This is a genomic window from Duganella violaceipulchra, from assembly GCF_019166075.1.
GTDB classification, from domain to species: Bacteria; Pseudomonadota; Gammaproteobacteria; order Burkholderiales; family Burkholderiaceae_D; genus Rugamonas; species Rugamonas violaceipulchra.
The window spans coordinates 220,697-241,893 of the sequence record NZ_JAHTGR010000010.1; the positions used below are offsets into that span (position 1 = coordinate 220,697).

The 21,197-nt window shown below is 64.7% G+C and carries 22 protein-coding genes; 11 read left to right on the forward strand and 11 right to left on the reverse strand.

Features of this window, described 5'->3' with window-relative positions; all coding sequences use genetic code 11:
- Positions 1–2: 2 nt before the first annotated feature.
- Positions 3–2,963 carry a sensor histidine kinase gene (locus KVP70_RS19815; RefSeq protein ID WP_217943873.1) on the forward strand — a complete coding sequence of 987 codons (2,961 nt, stop codon included), beginning with the start codon at positions 3–5 and terminating at the stop codon, positions 2,961–2,963.
- A 62-nt stretch (positions 2,964–3,025) separates the two neighbouring features.
- Positions 3,026–3,805, forward strand: coding sequence for a 3-hydroxybutyrate dehydrogenase (locus tag KVP70_RS19820; protein WP_217943874.1), 780 nt, complete (start codon positions 3,026–3,028; stop codon positions 3,803–3,805).
- A 14-nt stretch (positions 3,806–3,819) separates the two neighbouring features.
- On the opposite strand, the gene KVP70_RS19825 is transcribed toward KVP70_RS19820, so the two are convergent.
- Together KVP70_RS19825 and rpoD are read right to left on the reverse strand one after the other, a co-directional pair.
- Positions 3,820–4,296, reverse strand: a complete 477-nt coding sequence (locus tag KVP70_RS19825; protein WP_217943875.1) for a hypothetical protein — start codon at positions 4,294–4,296, stop codon at positions 3,820–3,822.
- Between the two features lie 140 nt (positions 4,297–4,436).
- Positions 4,437–6,929, reverse strand: a complete 2,493-nt coding sequence (rpoD, locus tag KVP70_RS19830) for an RNA polymerase sigma factor RpoD (protein WP_217943876.1) — start codon at positions 6,927–6,929, stop codon at positions 4,437–4,439.
- Between the two features lie 471 nt (positions 6,930–7,400).
- Between rpoD and KVP70_RS19835 the strand changes: the two genes are divergently transcribed.
- From KVP70_RS19835 to KVP70_RS19850, 4 genes are read left to right on the forward strand one after another with little or no spacing between them, the layout of a single operon-like run.
- Positions 7,401–7,880, forward strand: coding sequence for a ProQ/FINO family protein (locus KVP70_RS19835; protein WP_217943877.1), 480 nt, complete (start codon positions 7,401–7,403; stop codon positions 7,878–7,880).
- A 19-nt stretch (positions 7,881–7,899) separates the two neighbouring features.
- Positions 7,900–8,562: a 3'-5' exonuclease gene (locus KVP70_RS19840; protein ID WP_229224941.1), complete on the forward strand. Its 663-nt coding sequence runs from the start codon at positions 7,900–7,902 to the stop codon at positions 8,560–8,562.
- A gap of 49 nt (positions 8,563–8,611) precedes the next feature.
- On the forward strand, positions 8,612–9,334 hold the full coding sequence (locus tag KVP70_RS19845) for a c-type cytochrome (RefSeq protein WP_217943878.1): 723 nt from the start codon (positions 8,612–8,614) through the stop codon (positions 9,332–9,334).
- Between the two features lie 10 nt (positions 9,335–9,344).
- The gene (locus tag KVP70_RS19850; RefSeq protein ID WP_217943879.1) at positions 9,345–10,619 is read left to right on the forward strand and encodes a c-type cytochrome; all 1,275 of its coding nucleotides are present in this window, start codon (positions 9,345–9,347) and stop codon (positions 10,617–10,619) included.
- A 52-nt stretch (positions 10,620–10,671) separates the two neighbouring features.
- Here KVP70_RS19850 and KVP70_RS19855 read toward each other — a convergent pair whose 3' ends face one another.
- The 4 genes from KVP70_RS19855 to KVP70_RS19870 all read right to left on the reverse strand — a co-directional run bounded on the left by KVP70_RS19855 (position 10,672) and on the right by KVP70_RS19870 (position 13,675).
- On the reverse strand, positions 10,672–11,400 hold the full coding sequence (locus KVP70_RS19855; protein WP_217943880.1) for a YjjG family noncanonical pyrimidine nucleotidase: 729 nt from the start codon (positions 11,398–11,400) through the stop codon (positions 10,672–10,674).
- 22 nt (positions 11,401–11,422) lie between these two features.
- Positions 11,423–11,812, reverse strand: coding sequence for a VOC family protein (locus tag KVP70_RS19860; RefSeq protein WP_217943881.1), 390 nt, complete (start codon positions 11,810–11,812; stop codon positions 11,423–11,425).
- A 20-nt stretch (positions 11,813–11,832) separates the two neighbouring features.
- Positions 11,833–12,954 carry a type IV pilus twitching motility protein PilT gene (locus tag KVP70_RS19865; RefSeq protein WP_217943882.1) on the reverse strand — a complete coding sequence of 374 codons (1,122 nt, stop codon included), beginning with the start codon at positions 12,952–12,954 and terminating at the stop codon, positions 11,833–11,835.
- 76 nt (positions 12,955–13,030) lie between these two features.
- Positions 13,031–13,675, reverse strand: a complete 645-nt coding sequence (locus KVP70_RS19870) for a class I SAM-dependent rRNA methyltransferase (RefSeq protein WP_217943883.1) — start codon at positions 13,673–13,675, stop codon at positions 13,031–13,033.
- A 220-nt stretch (positions 13,676–13,895) separates the two neighbouring features.
- Here KVP70_RS19870 and KVP70_RS19875 point away from each other — a divergent pair, with 220 nt between their 5' ends.
- Entirely contained in the window at positions 13,896–14,675 is a 780-nt protein-coding gene (locus KVP70_RS19875; protein WP_229224942.1) for a head GIN domain-containing protein, read from the forward strand.
- Positions 14,676–14,689: 14 nt separating this feature from the next.
- On the opposite strand, the gene KVP70_RS19880 is transcribed toward KVP70_RS19875, so the two are convergent.
- Positions 14,690–15,073 (reverse strand): hypothetical protein, encoded by a 384-nt coding sequence (locus tag KVP70_RS19880; protein ID WP_217943885.1) that lies wholly within the window; start codon positions 15,071–15,073, stop codon positions 14,690–14,692.
- A gap of 217 nt (positions 15,074–15,290) precedes the next feature.
- Between KVP70_RS19880 and KVP70_RS19885 the strand changes: the two genes are divergently transcribed.
- Entirely contained in the window at positions 15,291–16,577 is a 1,287-nt protein-coding gene (locus tag KVP70_RS19885) for a Xaa-Pro dipeptidase (protein WP_217943886.1), read from the forward strand.
- A gap of 17 nt (positions 16,578–16,594) precedes the next feature.
- On the opposite strand, the gene KVP70_RS19890 is transcribed toward KVP70_RS19885, so the two are convergent.
- The 4 genes from KVP70_RS19890 to purU are packed head-to-tail and all read right to left on the reverse strand — an operon-like array spanning position 16,595 to position 18,977.
- Positions 16,595–17,086 (reverse strand): YcnI family copper-binding membrane protein, encoded by a 492-nt coding sequence (locus KVP70_RS19890; RefSeq protein ID WP_217943887.1) that lies wholly within the window; start codon positions 17,084–17,086, stop codon positions 16,595–16,597.
- Entirely contained in the window at positions 17,086–17,532 is a 447-nt protein-coding gene (locus tag KVP70_RS19895; RefSeq protein WP_217943888.1) for a copper chaperone PCu(A)C, read from the reverse strand. The genes KVP70_RS19890 and KVP70_RS19895 overlap by 1 nt, the downstream gene beginning before the upstream one ends.
- Before the next feature lie 12 nt (positions 17,533–17,544).
- Complete coding sequence (locus KVP70_RS19900) at positions 17,545–18,087, reverse strand: YaeQ family protein (RefSeq protein ID WP_020705887.1); 543 nt, start codon at positions 18,085–18,087, stop codon at positions 17,545–17,547.
- Between the two features lie 20 nt (positions 18,088–18,107).
- Positions 18,108–18,977, reverse strand: coding sequence for a formyltetrahydrofolate deformylase (gene purU, locus KVP70_RS19905; RefSeq protein WP_217943889.1), 870 nt, complete (start codon positions 18,975–18,977; stop codon positions 18,108–18,110).
- Positions 18,978–19,102: 125 nt separating this feature from the next.
- On the opposite strand from purU, the gene KVP70_RS19910 reads away from it, so the two are divergent.
- The 3 genes from KVP70_RS19910 to KVP70_RS19920 all read left to right on the forward strand — a co-directional run bounded on the left by KVP70_RS19910 (position 19,103) and on the right by KVP70_RS19920 (position 21,162).
- Complete coding sequence (locus KVP70_RS19910) at positions 19,103–20,131, forward strand: NADP-dependent oxidoreductase (protein ID WP_217943890.1); 1,029 nt, start codon at positions 19,103–19,105, stop codon at positions 20,129–20,131.
- Between the two features lie 106 nt (positions 20,132–20,237).
- On the forward strand, positions 20,238–20,681 hold the full coding sequence (gene phaP / locus KVP70_RS19915; protein ID WP_217943891.1) for a TIGR01841 family phasin: 444 nt from the start codon (positions 20,238–20,240) through the stop codon (positions 20,679–20,681).
- 118 nt (positions 20,682–20,799) lie between these two features.
- Positions 20,800–21,162 carry a KGG domain-containing protein gene (locus KVP70_RS19920; protein ID WP_217943892.1) on the forward strand — a complete coding sequence of 121 codons (363 nt, stop codon included), beginning with the start codon at positions 20,800–20,802 and terminating at the stop codon, positions 21,160–21,162.
- The last annotated feature ends 35 nt before the right edge of the window (positions 21,163–21,197 follow it).

Below are 21,197 nucleotides of genomic sequence, written 5' to 3' on the forward strand. Positions count from 1 at the left end.
CCATGACTCTTACCCTGCGCAGCCGCTGGCTGCTGGCCGGCGCCTTGCTGCTGGCGCTGTGGCGCCCGGCCGCCGCGGCCGAACACGCACGCCTGCTGAGCGACTACAGCCATCGCGCCTGGACCGCCGCCCAGGGCGCGCCGGCGCAAATCCAGGCCATCACCCAGACCCGCGACGGCTGGCTGTGGCTATCCACGCCGACCGGCCTGTACCGCTTTGACGGCCTCACCTTCGAGCGGCGCGACCAGGTCGGCGGCCACAAGCTGCTGTCGACCATCGTGCTGCCCCTGTACACCGCGCCGGACGGCGCCCTGTGGGTCGGCTACCGCTTCGGCGGCGCCAGCGTGTTCAAGGATGGCCAGGTGCGCCACTACGGCGCCGCCGACGGCTTTCCGCCCGGCGCCACCTACTGCTTCCGCCGCGCGCCGGACGGCGTCATGTGGGTCGCCACCGCCAACGGCCTGGCCTGGCTGAACGGCGGACGCTGGGTGCGGGTGGGCGCCGACAGCGGCTTCGATCCCGGCCCCAAGGCGGTCTGGCACGTGCTGTTCGACCGCGCCGGCACGCAGTGGGTGTCGAGCGCCCAGGCGGTCTACTACCGCCGCCAGGGCGAGCGCCGCTACGATGTCGCCAGCCCCGCCAACGTCCGGGTGGCGTCGCTGGCGGCCGCGCCGGACGGCACCGTCTGGGCCTCCAACGGCAACGACGCCCACTACAAAATGTCGCAGGCCGCGCCGGCCGCCGGCCCGCCGCCGCGGCCCGAGCTGCCCGGCAGCGGCATGTGGTTCGACCGCGCCGGCACCATGTGGCTGCTCAGCGAAGACCGGGTCGAGCGCATGTTGCCAGACGTGTTTCCCGATCCGCGCCAGCGCGTCACGCAGGAGCAGGGCCTGAGCGGCATGAACCCGCAAACCTTTTTCGAGGACCGCGACGGCACCATCTGGATCGGCACCATCAATGGCCTGGACCAGTTCCGCCGCAACCGCGTGACGCCGCTGCCCAGCCGCCTGGAGATGGCCACGCCGGCGCTGTACGCCGAGCGCGACGGCAAGGTCCGGGCCAGCAACGACAACGCCGACGCCTGGCTGCTGGACGCCGACGGCCGGCAATACGAGCATACGGCGCATGCCTACGCCACGGCCGCCACCGCCCGCGACGGCCGTCCGGCGTATGGCACCGACCACGGTATCTGGCTGCCCGGCCCGCGCGGCGGCCAGCTGATCGCCGCGCCGCCGGCCGCGCTGCGCGACGCCTTGGCGATGCGCGCGCTGGCCCAGGACGGCGGCGGCGACTGGTGGGCCAGCTACGTGAACCTGGGCCTCTACCGCCTGCACGACGGCAACTGGCGCCCGGTCAGCGACGCCCGGCTGCCGGCCGCGCGGGTGCTGACCATGCGGGCCGACCAGCGCGGCCGGGTCTGGATAGGCTACGTCGGCAACCGCATCGCGCTCATCGACGGCGCCGACGTCCGCGTGCTGGGCACGGCCCAGGGCCTGGCCATCGGCAACGTACAAAGCCTGTTCGAGCGCAACGGCCACCTGTGGGTGGCGGGCGAACTGGGCGCCGCGCTGTACGACGGCCAGCGCTTCGTGCCGCTGCGCCTGGCCGACGGCCACGCGCTGCGCGGCATCAGCGGCCTGGTGGAGACGGCGGGCGGCGAGCTGTGGCTGCACGGTCATGACGGCGCCTTCCGCATCCCGGCCGCGCAGTTGGCAGGCTTCCTGCGCAGCGGCGCCGCGGCCGGCTACGAACTGCTGGGCGTCGACGACGGCCTGACCGGCGCGGTCCAGCCGACCGGGCCGTTTCCGTCGATGGTGGAAGCGAGCGACGGCAAGCTCTGGCTGTCGAGCCACAGCGGCGCCGTGCTGATCGCGCCCGGCCAGATCCCCCGCGACGCCACGCCGCCGCCGGTGGAGCTGCGCGCCATGGAAAGCAACGGCCAAGCCTATCCGGTGGACGCGCCACTGACGCTGCCGCAAGGCGCGAACAATCTGCACCTGAGCTTCAGCGCGCTCGGCCTGGCCATGCCGGCACGGATCGCCTTCCGCTACCGGCTGCAAGGCCTGGACCGCGACTGGCAAGCGGCCGGCGGCCGGCGCGAAGCCTTCTACACCAACCTGGGGCCGGGCCAATACCGCTTCCAGGTGATCGCCGCCAACAAGGACGGCGTGTGGAACAACGAGGGCGCCACGCTGGACGTGACGATCCCGCCGACCTTTGTGCAGAGCCTGTGGTTCAAGTTGCTGTGCGCGCTGGCGCTGGCGGCGGCGCTGGGGCTGGCCTGGCGCTGGCGGCTGGCGCAGATGGCGCGCCTGATCGAAGCGCGCCACGTCGAACGCCTGGGCGAGCGCGAGCGCATCGCCCGCGCGCTGCACGACACCTTCCTGCAAGAGGCGCAAGGCACCATCCTGATGATGCAGCTGGCGATGGAGCAGGTGCCGCCGGCGCTGCCGGCGCGCGCCGCCATGGAGCGCGGCATCGGCTACATCGAGCAGGCGCTGATCGAGGGCCGCGACGAAGTGCGCGGCCTGCGCTCGCCGCTGCGCGATGATGAGACGCTGGGGCAGTCGCTGGAGCGCTTCGGCCAGCGGCTGGCGGCTGGACTTTCGGCCAGTTTCCGGCTGGAGCAAAAAGGCGCACCATACGCCCTGCCCGTCATCACCGGCGACGAAGTGTTTTCCATCGGCCGCGAGGCCATCTGCAACGCCTTCCGCCATGCGCAGGCGAGCGAGATCGTGGTCGAGCTGGACTACGGCGTCAAGCGGCTGACCTTGCTGGTGCGCGACAACGGCAAGGGCATCGCGGCGGACACGCTGGCGCAAGGCGGGCGCAGCGGCCATTGGGGCCTGGTCGGCATGCGCGAGCGGGCGGCGCGCATCGGCGCCGTGCTGGAGATGGGCAACCAGGACCAGGGCGGCGCGTTTCTGCGTCTGACTGTGCCCGCAATGTACGCCAGCGCATAGACGGCGCAGCGCAGGATGGTTGTAATCACGATTTGCATTCCCACTCAACGAGGAGCGAACTAATGAAGCTGCAAGACAAAGTCTGTATCGTCACCGGCGCCGCCAGCGGCATCGGCAAGGAAATCGCCCTGGTGTATGCGCGCGAAGGCGGCAAGATCGTCATCGCCGACCTGAACCTGGAAGCGGCGCAAGCGACCGCCGATGAAATGAAGGCCGGCGGCCACCAAGCCATGGCGATCGCCATGAACGTGGTCGACGAAGCCCAGGTCAACGCCGGCATCGCCAACGTGATCGAGGCCTGGGGCCAGATCGACGTCCTGGTCAGCAATGCCGGCATCCAGATCATCCACCCGGTCGAGGACTTCCCGTTCGAGGACTGGAAGAAGCTGCTGTCCATCCACCTGGACGGCGCCTTCCTGACCACCAAGGCCTGCCTGCCGCATATGTACAAGGCCGGCAGCGGCAGCGTGATCTACATGGGCTCGGTGCATTCGAAGGAAGCGTCCAAGCTCAAGTCGGCCTACGTGACGGCCAAGCACGGCCTGATCGGGCTGGCCAAGGCGGTGTCAAAGGAAGGCGCGGAACATGGCGTGCGCGCCAACGTGATCTGCCCCGGCTTCGTGCGCACGCCGCTGGTGGACAAGCAGATCCCCGAGCAGGCCAAGACGCTGGGCATCTCCGAGGAAGACGTCATCAAGAAAGTGATGCTGGCCGATACCGTGGACGGCAAGTTCACCACGGTGGAAGACGTGGCCGAGGTGGCGCTGCTGTTCGCCAGCTTCCCTTCAAACGCGCTGACCGGGCAATCGCTGGTGGTCAGTCACGGCTGGTTCATGCAGTAAAGGGCCCGGCCCGCTCAACGCCCCAGCGTCATCCGTTTCAGTAAAACGTTGAAGTCCATGGCGGGCCGGTTCAACAGGGTGTTGGCGTACTCGCCCTCGCAGGATGCCCTGGCCTCGTCGGCCGGCACGCCGGCCACCTTTTCCCTCAGGTTCGCATTGAATAGGCGCAGCACCGCGGCGACATGCGCATCGATGTCGGCCTCGGTCGCATCCGGTTGCCGCGCGCGCTTCAGCTGTATCAGCTGCGCCTTGTACAGCTGGCGCAGGATCACCAGGGCATCGGCGTTCTGCTGCTTCCATTGCGTCATGGCGGCCGCCAGGGTATCGACCGCGTCCGGCGCCAGCGCCTTGCACCGCTCAAGCAGCAGCGCGTGATACGCATCGAAGTCGATCTGCGCCATCTGGATGCCGGTGGCGACATCGACCGCCTGCGCGCCGGCCGTCGCGGATGCGCCAGCCAGGACAACACTAAGAAAAATTGATTTGATCATTGCTTTCATCATCACAACGCAAGCCGTTTTTTGGGCAATATCGCCAGTGTATTGCAATCTGGCCACAAAAAAAATGCGCGGTTTGTTACGGCGTAAAAAAAGGGAGGCCGCAGCCTCCCTTTTTTTCATTTCGCCGACGCTTAGTTCTGCGTCAGGAAAGTCTTCAGCTTGTCCGAGCGCGACGGCTGGCGCAGCTTGCTCATGGCCTTCGCTTCGATCTGACGGATACGCTCGCGGGTCACGTCGAACTGCTTACCCACTTCTTCCAGCGTGTGGTCGTTCGACATTTCCACGCCGTAGCGCATGCGCAGCACTTTGGCTTCGCGCGGGGTCAGCGAGTCCAGCACTTCCTTGATGACGTTACGCATCGAGGCGTGCAGCGCGGCGTCCAGCGGCGCCAGCGTGGTGTTGTCTTCGATGAAGTCGCCCAGCTGCGAATCGCCGTCCTCGCCCATCGGCGTTTCCATCGAGATCGGCTCTTTGGCGATCTTCATGATTTCGCGGACTTTGTTTTCCGGCATTTCCATCTTGACCGCCAGGGTCGCCAGGTCCGGCTCGCTGCCGGTTTCCTGCATGATCTGGCGCGAGATGCGGTTCATCTTGTTGATCGTTTCGATCATGTGCACCGGCACGCGGATGGTGCGGGCCATGTCGGCGATCGAACGGGTGATGGCCTGGCGAATCCACCAGGTCGCATAGGTCGAGAACTTGTAGCCACGACGGTATTCGAACTTGTCGACCGCCTTCAGCAGGCCGATATTGCCTTCCTGGATCAAGTCCAGGAATTGCAGGCCGCGGTTGATGTACTTCTTGGCGATCGAAATCACCAGACGCAAGTTGGCAACCGTCATTTCACGCTTGGCCTGGCGCGCGCGTTTTTCGCCAGCGGCCATCTGCTTGTTAATCTTGCGCAGGTCGGCCAGCGGCAAGGCCACGCGGGCTTGCAGGTCGATCATTTTCTTTTGCAGCTCTTTCACCGCCGGCACGTTACGGCCCAGGATGGCGCTGTACGGATAGGCGCAGTCGACTTCGCCGTCTACCCAGTCCAGGTCGCATTCATTGCCAGGGAAGACCTTGATGAAGTGGGCGCGCGGCATGCCGCATTTGTTCACGCACAGTTCCAGCACGGCGCGCTCGATGTGGCGCACTTCTTCCATCTGGCCGCGCAGCGTGTCGCACAGCTTCTCGACCACCTTGGCGGTGAAACGGATGCCCAGCAGTTCGGCCGAAATCGCTTCCTGCGCCGACACATACGCCTTGGAGCCGTAGCCGCCGGCGGCCTTGCGCATCTTGTCGTACTGGGTCGAGATGACGTCGAACTTTTCCAGCGCGGCTTTCTTCAGCTGCGCCAGTTGCTCGGTCGAGAAGCCCGCCGCGCCGCCGTTGGCGTCGCCGTCTTCTTCCTCGACTTCCTCTTCCTCTTCTTCATCGTCGTCCGACGCGGCGGCAGGCGCGGCCGCAACGGCCGGCGTGTTGCTCGATTCGTTCAGGTCGACGAAGCCGTCCACCACTTCATCGACCTTGAGCTCGTCGGCTTCGATCTTGGTGGCCAGCGCGACGATCTCGGCGATCGTGGTCGGGCAGGCGGAGATGGCCTGGATCATGTCCTTCAGGCCGCCTTCGATACGCTTGGCGATCTCGATCTCGCCTTCGCGCGTCAGCAGCGCCACGGCGCCCATTTCACGCATGTACATGCGGACCGGGTCGGTGGTGCGGCCGAAGTCGGAGTCGACCGTCGACAACGCGGTCGCGGCGGCCGCTTCCACTTCGTCGTCGGAGGTCACGGTGGCGACGCTGTCGGTCAGCAGCAGCGAATCGGCTTCCGGCGCGCGCTCGTAGATGGCGATGCCCATGTCGTTGAAGGTCGCGATGATGCCTTCGATCGCTTCAGGGTCGACAATGTTTTCCGGCAGCTGGTCGTTGATCTCGGCGTAGGTCAGGAAGCCGCGCTCCTTGCCCATGTTGATCAGGTTCTTGATCTGGGTGCGGCGGCGTTCCAGTTCCTCGGCCGTGCTCTTCGAATCGACGCCCAGCAGGTCGGCGGCGCCGCCCTTGGCCTTGCGTTCGCGGGCCTTGGAGACGGCCTTCAGTTCGGCGCGCTCGACCGCGTTCAGTGCCGCGACTTCGTCGTTTTCCGGCGTGAATTCGGACGGCTTGCGGCCGCGGCGGCCCGGCACCTTGACGCTAGGCAGCAGGTAGCCGGAGGTGTCGATCGAGGCCAGCGTGGCGGCGTCGGTCACCTGGCTGACGGCCGGGCCGGCGGTCACGATGACGACTGGAGCAGGCTCGGCCTTGGCGGCCTTGACCAGCTTGGACTTCGGCGCGGCCTTGACCACCACCACCGGCGCGCCGGTCTCGGCGGCCGGCAGCACGGCGGTCTTGCGCGCCACCTTGACGGTCTTGACCGGGGTGTCGGACGCGTCAGCGTGCTGCACCGCCACCTGCGCTTCCGCCTGGGCCGCATCGGCCGCGGCGCTCAGGCGGGTTTTCTTTTTGACTACCGTTACTTTGCTCGCTGCCTCTTGCGCATTATCGATCACATAAGATAGAGTCGTCTTGGGCACCACCAGCGGAGCCGAGCTGGTACGGGCGGCCTTGACGGACAACGTTAAAGTTTTCGGCGTTTTTGTCATTAAATATCTCTCAATGCGTATTCGCCAGCAAATACAATTGCCATGGCCGGCGCCGCCCGTTGCCGGTGCGCACAGATGGAAATGTTGTAATTTAGCTGACGATTATCTGCGGAATAAAAAAAGCCCGCGTTCAACAACGGGCTTGTTTCTCTTTTCAGTGAAGAATAGGGAGAGGGCAAAGTATGCCGTATAGCGAGACATCAGGATAATTGATAGTACCCATATCCGACATCTTAAAACCATATAACAAGGGCTACACACTCTTGTCAGACCGTCCAAATCGCATCCTGTACCAAACTGAAACGCACCGTCCTGCAAAGGTGCGTCTCGCATTATACATGTTTTAGCGTGCGAACGCACCATCCGCGTCCAAGGGGCGTATGATGGCGTCATGGTCATTTTTACATCATGGCCTAAAAGGCACTGCAATCCCGTAGTGCCCATGATATGCTGACGCCTCTTGCTTAAACTATGAAGTCGATGAACACTAGCCTCACCCCTCAGGCGCCGGCAATCGAGCCCGCAGCCTCCGCCGCCACCGCGGCACCTGCGGCTCTGACCCCGCGCAGCTTGCTGAAACAATTGCAAACCCAATTCCCGGCCTTCCGCGATTTCCTGCCCTTGTCGATCGGTATCGACAAGCAGATCCTCGCGCTCATGCCTGAACTGGACCGCAAAACCATGCGTACCGCGCTCGGCATCCATACCGGCTCGCTGCGCTACCTGAAAGTCATGGAAAAAGCCAAGCTGCGCCACGATCTGGACGGCACCCCCGGCGCCGAAGTGACCGACACCCACCGCGCCCACGCCACCCAGGTCTTGCAGGACCGCTTCAAGAAAGAAGCCGAACGCAAGAAGGCGGAACGCGACGCGGCCGCGGCCGAAGAAGCGGCCCGCGTGCGCGCCGACAAGCTGAACCAGCTGACCGCGAAGTTCTCGCGCAAGGGTTGAGTTGGCTCAGTTGGCTCAGTTGAACACTCAGCAGCTTGCCGCGCAGGCACAGGCGGAGGCCGAGCTTCCGCCCTACGTGGGGATACGCATCGCCGATGTGCGCCTGGTCACCACGGCCGAGCAAGCCGTCGCCGCGCGCGACGCCCTGCTGGCCACCGACGCCATCGGTTTCGATACCGAATCGAAGCCGACCTTCACCAAGGGCGAGACCTCGACCGGTCCGCACCTGATCCAGTTCGCCACCGATCACCAGGCCTATCTGTTCCAGATCGGCCACAGCACGTCCGCGGCCATCCTCGAGGTGCTGCAGGCGGTGCTGGAAACGCCGGCCTTGCTGAAGGTGGGTTTCGGCCTGTCCGACGACGTCAAGCGCCTGCACGCCAAGCTGGCGATCCGCGCGGCCGGCGTGGTCGACCTGTCGGTGGCGCTGCGCGCGCCGGGACAGCGCAACGACCTCGGCGCCAAGACCGCCGTCGCCAAGTTCTTCGGCCAGAAGCTGCAGAAATCCAAGAAGATCTCCACCACCAACTGGGCGCTGCCGCGCCTGAACGAAAAACAGATCCTGTACGCGGCCGACGACGCCCAGGTGGCCTTGCGCGTCTACCGCCACTACATCGCGGCCGGCAACCAGCTGCCGCCGGTGAAAGCGGTCAAACTTCCGCGCCCGCCCAGGCCAGTTTAGCCGTGCTATCTGGTATCCTTGCCAGATAGTTACGACTTCAAGGAATGGCATGTCTACCTCATACGTCGTGCGCGCGTGCGCCGCGCTGGCTTTGGCCGGCTGTGCCCTGCCGTCGCTGGCCGCCGCGCCCGCCACCCTGCCCGACACGCTGGAACAACGCGTGGCCGCCTGCACCGCCTGCCACGCCGTCAAGGAACGCGGCGACGCCTTCTTCCCGCGCATCGCCGGCAAGCCGGCCGGCTACCTGTACAACCAGCTGGTGAATTTCCGCGAAGGCCGGCGCCATTATCCGATGATGACCTATATGGTCGACCACCTGCCGGACGCCTACCTGCGCGAGATCGCCGACTACTACGCGCAGCAGCATCCGCCCTACCCGCCGGCGCAGGCCGGCAGCGGCGCCAGCGCCAGCGAGGCCGCCCTGGCGCGCGGCCAGGCGCTGGTCCGGCATGGTGATCCGGCCAGGAAGATTCCCGCCTGCGTGGCCTGCCACGGCAACGCGCTGACCGGCGTGGCGCCGGCCATCCCCGGCCTGATCGGCCTGCCCAGCGACTACGTCAACGCCCAGTTCGGCGCATGGAAGAACAAGGTGCGCCGCGCCGCCGCGCCGGACTGCATGGCCGAGATCGCCAATCGGCTGTCCGAGACCGACATCGCCGCCGTCTCCGGCTGGCTCAGCAAGCAAACACCGGACGCCGCCGCCCGCCCCGGCGCGGCCGACAGCATCGCCATGCCCCTGCCGCTGAGCTGCGGCAGCGTGCCAGCACCTTGAGGGGTCGCATATGAAGAAAATTATTTATACCGTTATCGCGCTGCTGCTGGCCGGCATCCTGTTCATGCTGTTCGGCGGCGCCGACGATGCGGGACCGGCCCCGACCGTCACCGCGAGGCTGGCGCCGGCCGAGAAGATCGCGCGCGGCGCCTATCTGGCCAAGGCCGGCGACTGCATGGCCTGCCACACCGTGCGCGGCGGCGCGCCATACGCGGGCGGACGCGCGCTGCAAACGCCGTTCGGCAGCGTCATCTCGCCCAACATCACCGCCGACAAGGCCAGCGGCATCGGCGGCTGGAGCGCGGACGATTTCTGGCGTGCGCTACACAACGGCAAGTCCAGGGATGGCCGCCTGCTCTACCCTGCCTTCCCTTACACCAACTACACCCGCATCACGCGCGACGATGCGGACGCGCTGTACGCCTACTTCCAGTCGGTGCCGGCGGTGGCGCAGGCCAACCGGCCGCATGAGCTGCGCTTCCCGTACAACCAGCAATTCATGCTGGCCGCGTGGCGCGCGCTGTACTTCAAGCCGGCCGTGTTCCGCGAAGACAGCAAGCAATCGGTGGACTGGAATCGCGGCGCCTACCTGGTGCAGGGCCTGGGCCATTGCAGCGCCTGCCACAGCGCGCGCAACACGCTGGGCGCGACCGATGGCGAAGGCCTGTCCGGCGGCCTGATCCCGATGCTGGGCTGGTATGCGCCCTCGCTCAATTCCGGCGCCGAGGCGGGGCTGGGCGAATGGATGCAGCCGCACATCGCGCAACTGCTGAAGACCGGCGCGTCGCCGCGCGCGACCGTGTTCGGGCCGATGGCGGAAGTGGTGCAGCAAAGCCTGCAGCACCTGAGCGACAGCGACATCAACGCCATGGCGACCTACCTGAAAGCGCTGCCGGGCGACAGCAATAAATCCGAGTTCGAGCGCGACAAGGGCGCCGAGGCGATGGCCTACCTGTCGGCCGGCGCCAAGCTGTACGAGAAGCACTGCGCGGATTGTCACGGCGCCGGCGGCGCCGGCCTGCCACCCGGCTACCCGCCGCTGGCCGGCAACCGCGCGTTGACGATGGAGCAGGCGGTCAACCCGATCCGCATCGTGCTCAACGGCGGCTTCGCGCCCGGCACGGCAGGCAATCCACGGCCGTATGGCATGCCGCCGTTCGGCCACGTATTGAACGATACCGAGGTGGCGCAGGTCGTCTCGTATCTGCGCAGCGCCTGGGGCAATAACGCGCCACCGGTCAACGGCAACGACGTCAATCGCTACCGCGCGATTCCGTTGGATTAAAACACTGGGGTCAAGTCTGACATTCGGACACGACCTCATCCGAAATCCACGTCTACAGCAGGGCTCGTGTCCGAATGTCAGACTTGACCCCGGTGGTATTCAGCAACGATATGATGTCGTGCAGGCTGACGACTTCGTAGTCGGGTATCGCTTCCGATTCGTTGCTCAGGCCGTCGGGGTTGAACCAGCAACTCTCGATGCCGTAGCGGTTGGCGCCGAGGATGTCGGCGTCCAGCCGGTCCCCAATGATGATCGCCTGGTCCTTGGCAAAAGATGCAGCCATCTTGGCGGCATATTCGAAGAAACGCACATCCGGCTTGGCGTGGCCGCACGCCTCGGACGTGGCGACGAAGGAAATGTGCTCGGCCAGCCCCGAGCTGGCGATGCGGCGATTCTGGATGGATTCGACGCCGTTGGTGATGATGCCTACCTCCCCTATCGCGGATAGCGTCTCGCAAATCAGTTTGGCGCCATCAATGAGGACCACGGTATCCGGCAGCGACTCAAGATAAAGGCTGCTTGCCAACTCCGGGTCGAGCTCGATGCCGTTCGCCTGGAAGGTCTGGCGAAAGCGCTCCACCTTCAAAAAATCCTTGGTGACAGCGCCCGTCTCGAAGCGCCGCCACAGTTCCACATTGATCGTCTGGTATTGGTGGAAAATCCCATCGACGCCATCGTGCAACCCCAGTTCCCGCATGGTACGGACGAAAGAAAGTTTTTCGGACGCTTTAAAGTCCAGCAGCGTATCGTCCAGGTCAAAAAGGAATAATTTGTGCTTCATAACTTCTCAGTAAAATTGTGCGTCAAGCCGAGGCGAGCTCGCTGACCATCACGTAATAGCCATCAAGGTCGCGCAGCGCGAATTCCCTGGTGCCTGTGGCCGGGTTCAGATGCGGCTCCTCCGCCAGCCCGGCGGCCAGCCCGCGCGCGCGCAGCAGCGCCTCATCGAAGTCATCCACCCGGAAGAACAACAGCAAGCCATTGCCAGGCTGCGCATGTTCAGGACCGGTCAGTGTCGGATGGTCGTGGGCGCCCCACTGATGAAGGCAAAGCAAGACCGTGCCATCGGCATCCACCAGCTGCCCGAAATACTCGTGCGCGGGAGCGGTCGCCGCTTGGCCAAACAGCGACTGGTACCACTGGAAACTTCGGGCGACATCGGCAACGCCAATGATGGTCCATGTCCGTTTCATGTCGCCCTCCCAGGAATCCGCTAGTAGTGTTCAGCGAAACCGATGCGGTCGGTCGTCGCGTTGCGCGCGTCTTCCACGCTGACCTTGCCCGCGGCCAGCAGCGCGCGCAGCGAGGCGTTCATCGTATGACAACCTTCGCCCGGCTTGTTCTCCATCCAGTTGCGCAGCGCCGACACCTGGCCGGTGGCGATCATGGCCACCACGTCCGGGTTCGAGGTCAGGCACTCGGTCGCCAGGTGGTAGCGGTCGCCGTCCACCGACGGCAGCAGCGCCTGGCACAGCACGCCGCGCAGCGCGTGCGCCAAGGCCTGCGATTGCGGCTCGGCGTTGCCCAGCAGGCGCACCATCTTCTGCAAACCCAGCTCGGTCGAGCGCGCGTGCAGCGAGGCCAGCACCAGCGGGCCCGATTCGGCCAGCGCCAGCGCTTCCTGCGCCGTCTGGGCGTCGCGGATCTCGCCGATGACGATCACGTCCGGCCGCTCGCGCAGCGCGTCCAGCGCGCCCAGGTAGAAGCTCTCGACGTCGCCGTCGAAGCCCACTTCGCGCTGGGTGATGACGCACTGGCGCTGCGGGATCAGCGTCTCCACCGGATCTTCAATCGTGATGATGTGGCCGGAGCGGTGCTTGTTGATCTCGTCGAGCATGGCGGCGATGGTGGTCGACTTGCCCTGGCAAGTGTCGCCGATGATCAACACCAGTCCGCTGGTGAGCTTGGCGAAGTTCTGCTCGGCCTGGCGCAGGCCCAGCTGGCTGAGCACCATCGGCTCCTTCGGGAAGCGACGGATCACGCAGCCGAGCCGCTTCTTGCCCTGGAAGCTGAAGCAGTTGGCGCGGATGCGCGCCGTGTGCAGGTCCACCGCACGGTCGAAGGCGCGGTCCTGGATGCGTTCGGACCAGTTCGGCTCGACCACCTCGAAGAACTCTTGCAGCTCCTCGCGCGTGATCGGCGAATCGGTCACCGCCACCAGCCCTTTCGGTTGGCGCAGCAACAGCGGACTGTTCTGGTGGATCAGGATGTCGCTGAAGATCAGCTTGGAATTCAGCAGATGCAGGATCTGCTCGACTAGCGTGCCGAAGACCGGGTGGTCTTCATTCTCGATATACGTCAGGGTGCGTATTTGCGACGACTGGTAATTTTCCATCTGTACTCTGATCTCCGTGGGGTCGGTGTTGCTCCGCGAACGATTATAAGAGAAAAATTGCAGCATCGAAATTTTTTCAGCTGCGGACCTTCGGATATTTGAAGCCGGTGCGCAAGTCCATGCTGTAGCGTTGCTTGCCCTCGGTGACCACCACGTGGTCGGGAGGTTCCTCGCCTGCCAGCGCGCGATAGAAGATCGGCAAGCCCTCGCCTTTGCGGATCAGGTCGTCGCAGCGTTCGTAGACATTCGGACAACCGGTTTCCGCCAGCAGCGCCTGCACGATGGCTATTTTCCAGGCTTCGACGCCGGCTGACTGGAACTGGCAGATCAGGTAACCCTGGACGCCGCCCCAGCTGTCGACCAGCAGGCCGGACAGGCCGTCCTCGTCGCCACGCACCACCGGCACCAGGTCGTTGGGACCGGCCGCGCGCACGCTGGCGGCGCGCTTGGCGATGGCGGCCTTGACGCGACGCTTGATCAGCGCGTGGTCGACCGGCTCGTCTTCCTTGTAGGTCCAGATGCGGGCGCATATCTGCGACTTGGCGTTGTAGGCGGCGCGGCCGATGAACTGGCGCGACGAGGTCTGCACCGTGGCGGTGGCGCCCGGCTTGTTCTTTTCCTGAGGCTTGCCCTCGATTTTTTCGACCGCCGAGGCGTAAATCCAGGGGTCGCCGGCCAGCAGGCTCTTTTCCTTGCCCTGTTTGATGGTGATGATAAGCATGTAAGTCCAATAAGTGCTGCGTTGCAGCGTACGGTGTTGCGGGATAGCCCGAATGATACCTCATGCCGGCCGTGTGCCCGCCGCCGGACGCGGTCTGGTCCCCGGCTGCTGCATTCTGTGCCGCGCTGGCTGCACTCTGTCGCAGCCGGGTTTCGTGGGCGGGAGCGAGTCCGTAGTATCCAACCTCAAGAGCCGTACCCACCATCAAGAGGAGATCATCATGGCAAATCCATCCATCCGTAGCGCGCTGCGCACCCTGTTCCTGACCGCCGGCCTGCTGGCCGTCGCCGCGCCGGTCGGCGTGGCCGTGGCCGGTCCGCTCAGCTGGTTCCATGGCGAGCGCGTGCAGGGCAGCGGCAAGATCGTCAAGCAGAACCGCGAGATCGGCCATTTCACCTCGCTGGCGACCAGCCTCGGCGGCAATGTCGAGCTCCGCATCGGCAACACCGAAGGCATCAGCATCGAGACCGACGACAATCTGCAGGCGCTGATCGAAACCGTGGTCGACAACGGCACCCTGCGCATCCGCTCGACCCGCAAGGACGTCAACCTGGAGTCGCACACGATGAAGATCGTGGTGCAGGCCCGTTCGATCGAGAAAATCGCCGTGGCCGGCTCCGGCTCGGTCGAAGCCGACAAGCTGCGCGGCGAGAGCCTGACGTTTGATGTGGGCGGCTCCGGCTCGATCAATGTGCGCAACCTGGAGAGCGAATCGGTGGCGATCGCGCTGGGCGGCAGCGGCAACCTCAAGGCCAGCGGCAATGTCGAGCGCCTGCAGGTGTCGATCGGCGGTTCGGGCCGGGTGCAGGCCGGGCAGCTGGCGGCGCGCGATGTCACGGTCAGCATCGGCGGCTCGGGCCAGGCGACGGTGTGGGCTAGGCAGACGCTGAACCTGAGCGTGGCCGGTTCGGGCGACATCAGCTACTACGGCGATCCGCAGCTGAGCAAGAGCGTGATGGGCTCGGGCACCATCAAGCGGCTGGGTGGTTCGCCGCAGTAACAGCTCATTCTAGCTCAGTCAAATATCTCGTTGGGTTCGGCGCCAGCCATCAATTGCCGGACCCAGTCACTCAATTCGAAAAGTTCGGCTAGGGCAATCGTTTTATAGGTTTCCCGTGGAAGATTTACACAGGATTTCTCAAGTAGCCAGTACAGCATCTCTACCAGCACTTGCCGGCCATCCAGACTGCCTTCGTAATATCCCTTCATCCGGCCAGTGTACAGCGCATCACGCATTCCGCTGTGTCGGGCGCTCCTCAACTCCTCATGCAGTATCTTTTTCTCTCTATCTTGAAGCCCAAACTTCTTAGCGATCTTTTCGCTGTTTTCTCTAATGCGCTCATTTTCCTCGTGATCCCAGAGTTCTTCCACCGTTTTAAATTGTTTGTCAGACGGCATGGCTCTTACCTCCTCGAAGCGGCTCCCAAAAACCATCCTAGTCGCAGGGAATTCCGACTGCAAGGTCGACAGATTCCAACGCGTCAAACCAGCCCGTCGCTGCGGGCGTTCATCCAAAAAATTGTAGCGCCCGCCTGAAGACGCGGGTACGCTAGGCGGGCGCCGTTTGGCCCGCATCAATCCAACGCGTCTAAGAAACTCACATAAGGAGATCCGCTTGAACGTTATCGCCATGTCCGTCCGCCGCACCTACACGCTGCCGCTGTTGCTGCTGGCCTGCTCCGCCGCCTCCGCCGCCCCGCCCGCCGTCACCGCCATCAAGGCCGCCCACATGCTCGACGTGCGCAGCGGCGCGCTGGTCGACAACGCCGTGGTGCTGGTCAGCGGCGAACGCATCACCGCCGCCGGCAGCGGGCTGGCGATCCCCGACGGCGCCCAGGTCATCGACCTCGGCAACAAGACCCTGCTGCCCGGCCTGATCGACATGCACACCCACCTGACCGGCGATCCGCAGGACGCCGGCTATTCCATCATCGCCAAATCCATCCCCCGCATCACCCTGACCGGCGCCAAGAACGCCCGCCTGACGCTGCAAGCAGGCTTCACCACGGTGCGCGACGTCGGCGCCGACGGCTACACCGACATCGGCCTGCGCGACGCCATCAACGACGGCGACGTGCCCGGCCCGCGCATGGCCGCCTCCGGCCCGGCGCTGAGCATCACCGGCGGCCACTGCGACGACACCATGCACGCCCCCGAATACAAGATCACCAGCCTCGGCGTGGCCGACGGCGTCGCCGAAGCGCTCAAGGTCACGCGCCGCAACATCAAGTACGGCGCCGACGTCATCAAGATCTGCGCCACCGGCGGCGTGCTGTCCTTCGGCGACGATCCGCGCACCTCACAGTACACGCAGGAAGAATTGAAGGCCATCATCGGCGACGCCCACCGCCTCGGCCGCAAAGCCGCCGCCCACGCGCACGGCGGCGACGGCATCAAGCTGGCGGTGCTGGCCGGCATCGACTCGATCGAGCACGGCTCCTACATCGACGACGAAGGCATCAAGCTGATGAAGGAGCACAAGACCTGGCTGGTGCCGACGGTCTACCTGGGCGACTGGCTGATCGACAACGCCGAGGCCATCAAGCTGCCGCCGCCGCTGTTGGAAAAAGCCAAGGTGGTGTTGCCGACCGCGCGCCTGAACATCGCCCGCGCCATCAAGGCCGGCGTGCCGCTCGCCTTCGGCACCGACGCCGGCGTTTATCCGCACGGCCTGAACGCGCGCGAATTCGGCACGCTGGTCAAGCTGGGCATGACGCCGATCCAGGCGATCCGCGCGGCCACGCTCAACGCCAGCGAGCTGCTGGGCTGGACCGACAAGGTGGGCACGATCGAAGTGGGCAAGTTCGCCGACCTGATCGCGGTCGACGGCGAGCCGCTGAAAGATGTGAAGACGCTGGAAAGCGTCCAGTGGGTGATGAAGGGCGGCGCGGTGGTGAAGTAAATCCGCGCGGCTTCAGCTCAGTGCTGGTGCGGCGCCGTGCCGGCGGGCGCCGGCAGCACTTCCAGCACTGGCGCCGGCGCCTTCAGTTTGACGCTGGCGTCGGCGGGAATCTCGTCCCAGGCCACGTTGACCTTGTCGCACTGCTGCACGATGCGGAAGTACAGCTTGCCCGGCTGCGCGCTCAGCTTGACCTGCACCACGAACTCGTCGAAATAAGCGTCCGGCAACGGGCCGCCCTTCCAGCTGATTTCCTGCACGCCGCCGCTGGCGCCGACGTTGATCTTCCAGCCCGCCTTGGGCATCGGCTTGGCACTGGTGGCGCCTTCCGGCAGCGACACGGTCAAGCCCGTGGTGGCGGCGCCGTCGCAGCCGTGGCCGACGCGGAAGCTCAGCTTCTGGAAACTGCCGGCCAGGCCGGTGCTTTGTTCCAGCGTCACGTGCGCCTGCGCCGCGGGCGCCAGCATCGCGGCAGAGAAAGCCAGCGCCAGCATGGTGGTAGTCGTTTTCATCACTGCCCTTTCGGTGGTGTGTACGTCAGCGGCTTGACCGTCACCTCGATGGCGACGGTCTCGGCCGGCTTGCCCTTCTTGCGGATCACCAGCGTGACCGGCACGGTCTCGCCTTGCTTCAACTGCCGCTTCAAATCCATCAGCATCACATGATAGCCGCCGGACGCCAGGTCCACGTTCTGCCCGGCCGGCAAGTCCAGCGACGGCACGGCGTGCATCTTCATCATCTGGCCGTCCATCTCCATGTGATGGATCTCCGCCACGCCCGCCACGCTGGAACGCACTTCCACCAGCTGCCCGTCCTGCTTGGACGTCAGCTGCATGAACACGCCGGTCGACTTGGCCGACGGCACGGTGGCGCGTATCCAGGCGTCGCGCACTTCGACCTGGGCCAGGGCCAGCGGGCTGGCGGCCGCCAGCAGCAATGCGGTGAGGATTTTTTTCATCCAGCGATTATATCAACGCTCGCCCTTGAAGGTCTCGCGGCCGACTTCCACCGTGGTGACGCCGTCGGTCAGCCAGATCTGGCCGTCCTGGATCGTGCATTGCAGCTGCATGCTGCGCTGGGCCATCTTGGACAGCTGCTCGGCGGCGTCGGCGTCGAGGTTGATCACGGTCAGGTTCTTGCAGCGCTCGACCTTGTTGGCCAGCGCCTTCCACCAGATGTGGCTGGTCGCGGCGTAGCTGTAGACGACAACGTGCTCCGAACGGCCGCTGGCCTTCAGGATCACCTTCTCGTCCGGCTGGCCCACTTCGATCCACAGCTGGATCGCGCCGGTCAGGTCCTTCTGCCACAGGTCCGGCTCTTCGACGTCGAACAGGCCCTTGGTGAAGGTCAGCGCTTCGTTGGCGTGGATCGCGAAGGCGATCAGGCGCACCATCATGCGCTCGTCGGTTTCGGACGGGTGGCGCGCCAGCGTCAGCGACTGGGTCTCGTAGAAGTTGCGGTCCATGTCCGCGATCTGCAAGTCGGCTTTGTAAATTGTTGCTTTGAGGGCCATCAGTGAATCTCTTTAGTTTTTTATTTGAAGACGACAGTCTTGTCGCCGTTCTGCAAAATGCGGTGTTCGACAAACCATTTGACGGCGCGCGCCAGCACCACGCACTCGACGTCGCGGCCGATGGCCGACAAGGTGTCCGCGTCCATCGAATGGTCGACCCGCTCGACGTCCTGCTCGATGATCGGGCCTTCGTCCAGGTCGCCGGTGACGAAGTGCGCGGTCGCGCCGATCAGCTTGACGCCGCGGTGGTGCGCCTGCGCATACGGCTTGGCGCCCTTGAAGCTCGGCAGGAAGGAATGGTGGATATTAATCGCCTTCCCTTTCAACGCCGTGCACAGGCCGGGCGACAGGATCTGCATGTAGCGCGCCAGCACCACCAGGTCGACGTTGTGCGAGTTCATCAGCTCGATGATCTTGGACTCTTGCGCCAGCTTGGCTTCCTGTGGCGCACCGGCCGCCAGCGGCAGGTGGTGGAACGGAATATTGTAGCTGGCCGCCAGCTGGTAGAAGTCCATGTGGTTGGACACGATGGCGGGAATTTCCACCGGCAGCAAGCCGCTCTTGTAGCGGAACAGCAAATCGTTGAGGCAATGGCCGATCTTCGACACCATCAGCATCACGCGCGGCTTGTAGTGGGCGTCGCGCAGTTCCCAGTCCAGCTTCATCTCCGCGCCCAGCAGGCCGAAATCGGCGCGCAGCAGGTCGTCGTTGACGTTGCGGTCTTCCAGCGCGAAGTGCACGCGCATGAAGAACAGCTTCGACTCGCTGTCGCCGAACTGGGCCGAGTCGATGATGTTGCAGCCGTGGTCGGCCAGGAAGCCCGACACGCGATGAACAATACCGCGCTGGTCCAGGCAAGAGAGTGTCAAAATGTATTCGGGATTGCTCATATCCACCATCGTTATAGGTCTAACAAGGCCGGTATTGTCGCACGGCTGGGCGCAGACCGTAAAAATAGCACGATCGTTCAATTTACGGTATATTCATCGTCACACTCCACTTTGAGGATACAAAAATGACTATCAACGAGACAAATCTTCAATTCCGCCTGGCGGCCCGTCCGGTCGGCATGGTCAAGGACGGCGACTGGCAGCAAGTCAGCGAACCGGTGCGCGAACCGGCCGACGGCGAAGTCGTGGTCAAAGTGCTGTACCTGTCGCTCGATCCGGCCATGCGCGGCTGGATGAACGAAGGCAAATCCTACATCCCGCCGGTCGCCATCGGCGAGGTGATGCGGGCCGGCGGCGTCGGCGTGGTGGTGGCGTCGAAGTCGCCCGACTTCGCGGTCGGCGATTACGTGCAGGGCGGCACCGGCGTGCAGCGCTACTGGGTCGGCCCGGCCGGCGACAAGCGCCACGGCTTCCGCAAGGTCGACGCCAGGCTGGCGCCGCTGCCCACCTACCTCAACACGCTGGGCATGCCCGGCATGACGGCCTACTTCGGCCTGATCGAATCGGGCCAGCCCAAGGCCGGCGAGACGGTGGTGGTGTCCGGCGCGGCCGGCGCGGTCGGCCAGACCGTCGGCCAGGTGGCCAAGCAGCTGGGCTGCCGCGTGGTCGGCATCGCCGGCGGCAAGGACAAGTGCGATTTCGTGGTCAATCAACTGGGCTTCGACGCCTGCATCGACTACAAGGGCGGCTCGGTCAAGGACGGCCTGAAGGAACACTGCCCGAACGGCGTCGACGTCTACTTCGACAACGTCGGCGGCGACATCCTCGACACCGTACTCACCCGCATCAACATGAAGGCGCGCATCGTCATCTGCGGCGCCATCTCGCAGTACAACAACACCACGCCGGTCAAGGGCCCGGCCAACTACATGTCATTGCTGGTGAACCGCGCGCGCATGGAAGGCATCGTCGTGTTCGACTACGCCGACCGCTACCACCTGGGCATCGCCGCGCTGGGCCAGTGGATGAAGGAAGGCAAGGTCAAGAGCAAGGAAGACATCGTGCAGGGCCTGGAACACTTCCCGCAAGCACTGAACATGCTGTTCGAAGGGAAGAACTTCGGCAAGCTGGTGCTGCAGGTGGCCGCCGAATAAATCCGCGGAACTTATTTGGCGTTGGCCGCGTCTATCCTTCGGCTGCACACACCGCCGGGCCGCAAGCCCGGCGTTTTTCATTGAAGGACCACGACGAGGACGCATCATGTTCCCCCAAACCATCCCACCCGCGATCAAATCGCACATCGACATCCTGATCACGCTCTACACCGACATGACCCAGCGCACGCTGGAAGCGCTGCAAAGCCTGAGCGAACTGAACACGCAGTTTGGCCGCGACCTGATCGCCGAATTCGGCGCCAACACCCAACGGGTGATGGCCAGCAAGGACGCGGCGCAACTGGGTTCCGCCGTCGGCGCCCAGCTCACCCCGGGCTGGGGCGCGCTGCAAAACTACCAGCAACACTTGGTCGAGATCCTCAGCCGCGCCAACTCCAGCCTGGCGCAAACGGCCGCCACCCACATGCCGGCCGTGCGCCGCGCCGCCACCGACGTGGCCGAGGAAATCATGCACCAGGCCTCGGAACAGACCGCGCGCACCGCCGAGCAGATGTCCAAGTACCAGATGGCGAGCGAACTGCGCCATTAATCGCCTTCTTGTGGAACTTTCGTCAACATTAAATCTCTAACCATGCAGAGCAGCCGGCTTCAGGGCTGGCGGCTCGGGGAACCCTGACGACATTTCATAACACTCATGAGGAGGTCTTATGGCCAGTAATTCAGGTAACGATCAAAGCAAGCCGAAAGGCACGGCCAAACGTGGCTTTGCGGCGATGGACGAAGCAACCCAGCGCGCCATTGCCAGCAAGGGCGGACAGGCGGCCCACCAAAAAGGTACGGCCCATGAATTCGATTCGGAGGAAGCGCGCCGGGCCGGCCAGAAAGGCGGCGAGGCGGTCAGCCGCGACCGCGAGCACATGGCGCAGATCGGCCGTAAAGGTGGGGAAAGCCGGCAGTCCGCGGCCCGCGCCAACGCCGAGAAAACCGCCGCCAACGGCACGCGCGGCGCCGGGTCCGAACAATCTTCCAAGGGAGGCAACCAGCAAGGCGGTAAAGTCGCCGAACGTTAATTGGCGTCAAGCGGGCAGGCGCGGCGGCGCCCTTC

What these genes read in the sequence shown, in the direction of transcription:
- KVP70_RS19815 (WP_217943873.1), top strand. Translation starts at nt 3, where the DNA reads ATGACTCTTACCCTGCGCAGCCGCTGGCTGCTGGCCGGCGCCTTGCTG.
- KVP70_RS19820 (WP_217943874.1), top strand. Translation starts at nt 3,026, where the DNA reads ATGAAGCTGCAAGACAAAGTCTGTATCGTCACCGGCGCCGCCAGCGGC.
- KVP70_RS19825 (WP_217943875.1), bottom strand. Translation starts at nt 4,296, where the DNA reads ATGATCAAATCAATTTTTCTTAGTGTTGTCCTGGCTGGCGCATCCGCG.
- rpoD (WP_217943876.1), bottom strand. Translation starts at nt 6,929, where the DNA reads ATGACAAAAACGCCGAAAACTTTAACGTTGTCCGTCAAGGCCGCCCGT.
- KVP70_RS19835 (WP_217943877.1), top strand. Translation starts at nt 7,401, where the DNA reads ATGAAGTCGATGAACACTAGCCTCACCCCTCAGGCGCCGGCAATCGAG.
- KVP70_RS19845 (WP_217943878.1), top strand. Translation starts at nt 8,612, where the DNA reads ATGTCTACCTCATACGTCGTGCGCGCGTGCGCCGCGCTGGCTTTGGCC.
- KVP70_RS19850 (WP_217943879.1), top strand. Translation starts at nt 9,345, where the DNA reads ATGAAGAAAATTATTTATACCGTTATCGCGCTGCTGCTGGCCGGCATC.
- KVP70_RS19855 (WP_217943880.1), bottom strand. Translation starts at nt 11,400, where the DNA reads ATGAAGCACAAATTATTCCTTTTTGACCTGGACGATACGCTGCTGGAC.
- KVP70_RS19860 (WP_217943881.1), bottom strand. Translation starts at nt 11,812, where the DNA reads ATGAAACGGACATGGACCATCATTGGCGTTGCCGATGTCGCCCGAAGT.
- KVP70_RS19865 (WP_217943882.1), bottom strand. Translation starts at nt 12,954, where the DNA reads ATGGAAAATTACCAGTCGTCGCAAATACGCACCCTGACGTATATCGAG.
- KVP70_RS19870 (WP_217943883.1), bottom strand. Translation starts at nt 13,675, where the DNA reads ATGCTTATCATCACCATCAAACAGGGCAAGGAAAAGAGCCTGCTGGCC.
- KVP70_RS19875 (WP_229224942.1), top strand. Translation starts at nt 13,896, where the DNA reads ATGGCAAATCCATCCATCCGTAGCGCGCTGCGCACCCTGTTCCTGACC.
- KVP70_RS19880 (WP_217943885.1), bottom strand. Translation starts at nt 15,073, where the DNA reads ATGCCGTCTGACAAACAATTTAAAACGGTGGAAGAACTCTGGGATCAC.
- KVP70_RS19890 (WP_217943887.1), bottom strand. Translation starts at nt 17,086, where the DNA reads ATGAAAACGACTACCACCATGCTGGCGCTGGCTTTCTCTGCCGCGATG.
- KVP70_RS19895 (WP_217943888.1), bottom strand. Translation starts at nt 17,532, where the DNA reads ATGAAAAAAATCCTCACCGCATTGCTGCTGGCGGCCGCCAGCCCGCTG.
- KVP70_RS19900 (WP_020705887.1), bottom strand. Translation starts at nt 18,087, where the DNA reads ATGGCCCTCAAAGCAACAATTTACAAAGCCGACTTGCAGATCGCGGAC.
- purU (WP_217943889.1), bottom strand. Translation starts at nt 18,977, where the DNA reads ATGAGCAATCCCGAATACATTTTGACACTCTCTTGCCTGGACCAGCGC.
- KVP70_RS19910 (WP_217943890.1), top strand. Translation starts at nt 19,103, where the DNA reads ATGACTATCAACGAGACAAATCTTCAATTCCGCCTGGCGGCCCGTCCG.
- phaP (WP_217943891.1), top strand. Translation starts at nt 20,238, where the DNA reads ATGTTCCCCCAAACCATCCCACCCGCGATCAAATCGCACATCGACATC.
- KVP70_RS19920 (WP_217943892.1), top strand. Translation starts at nt 20,800, where the DNA reads ATGGCCAGTAATTCAGGTAACGATCAAAGCAAGCCGAAAGGCACGGCC.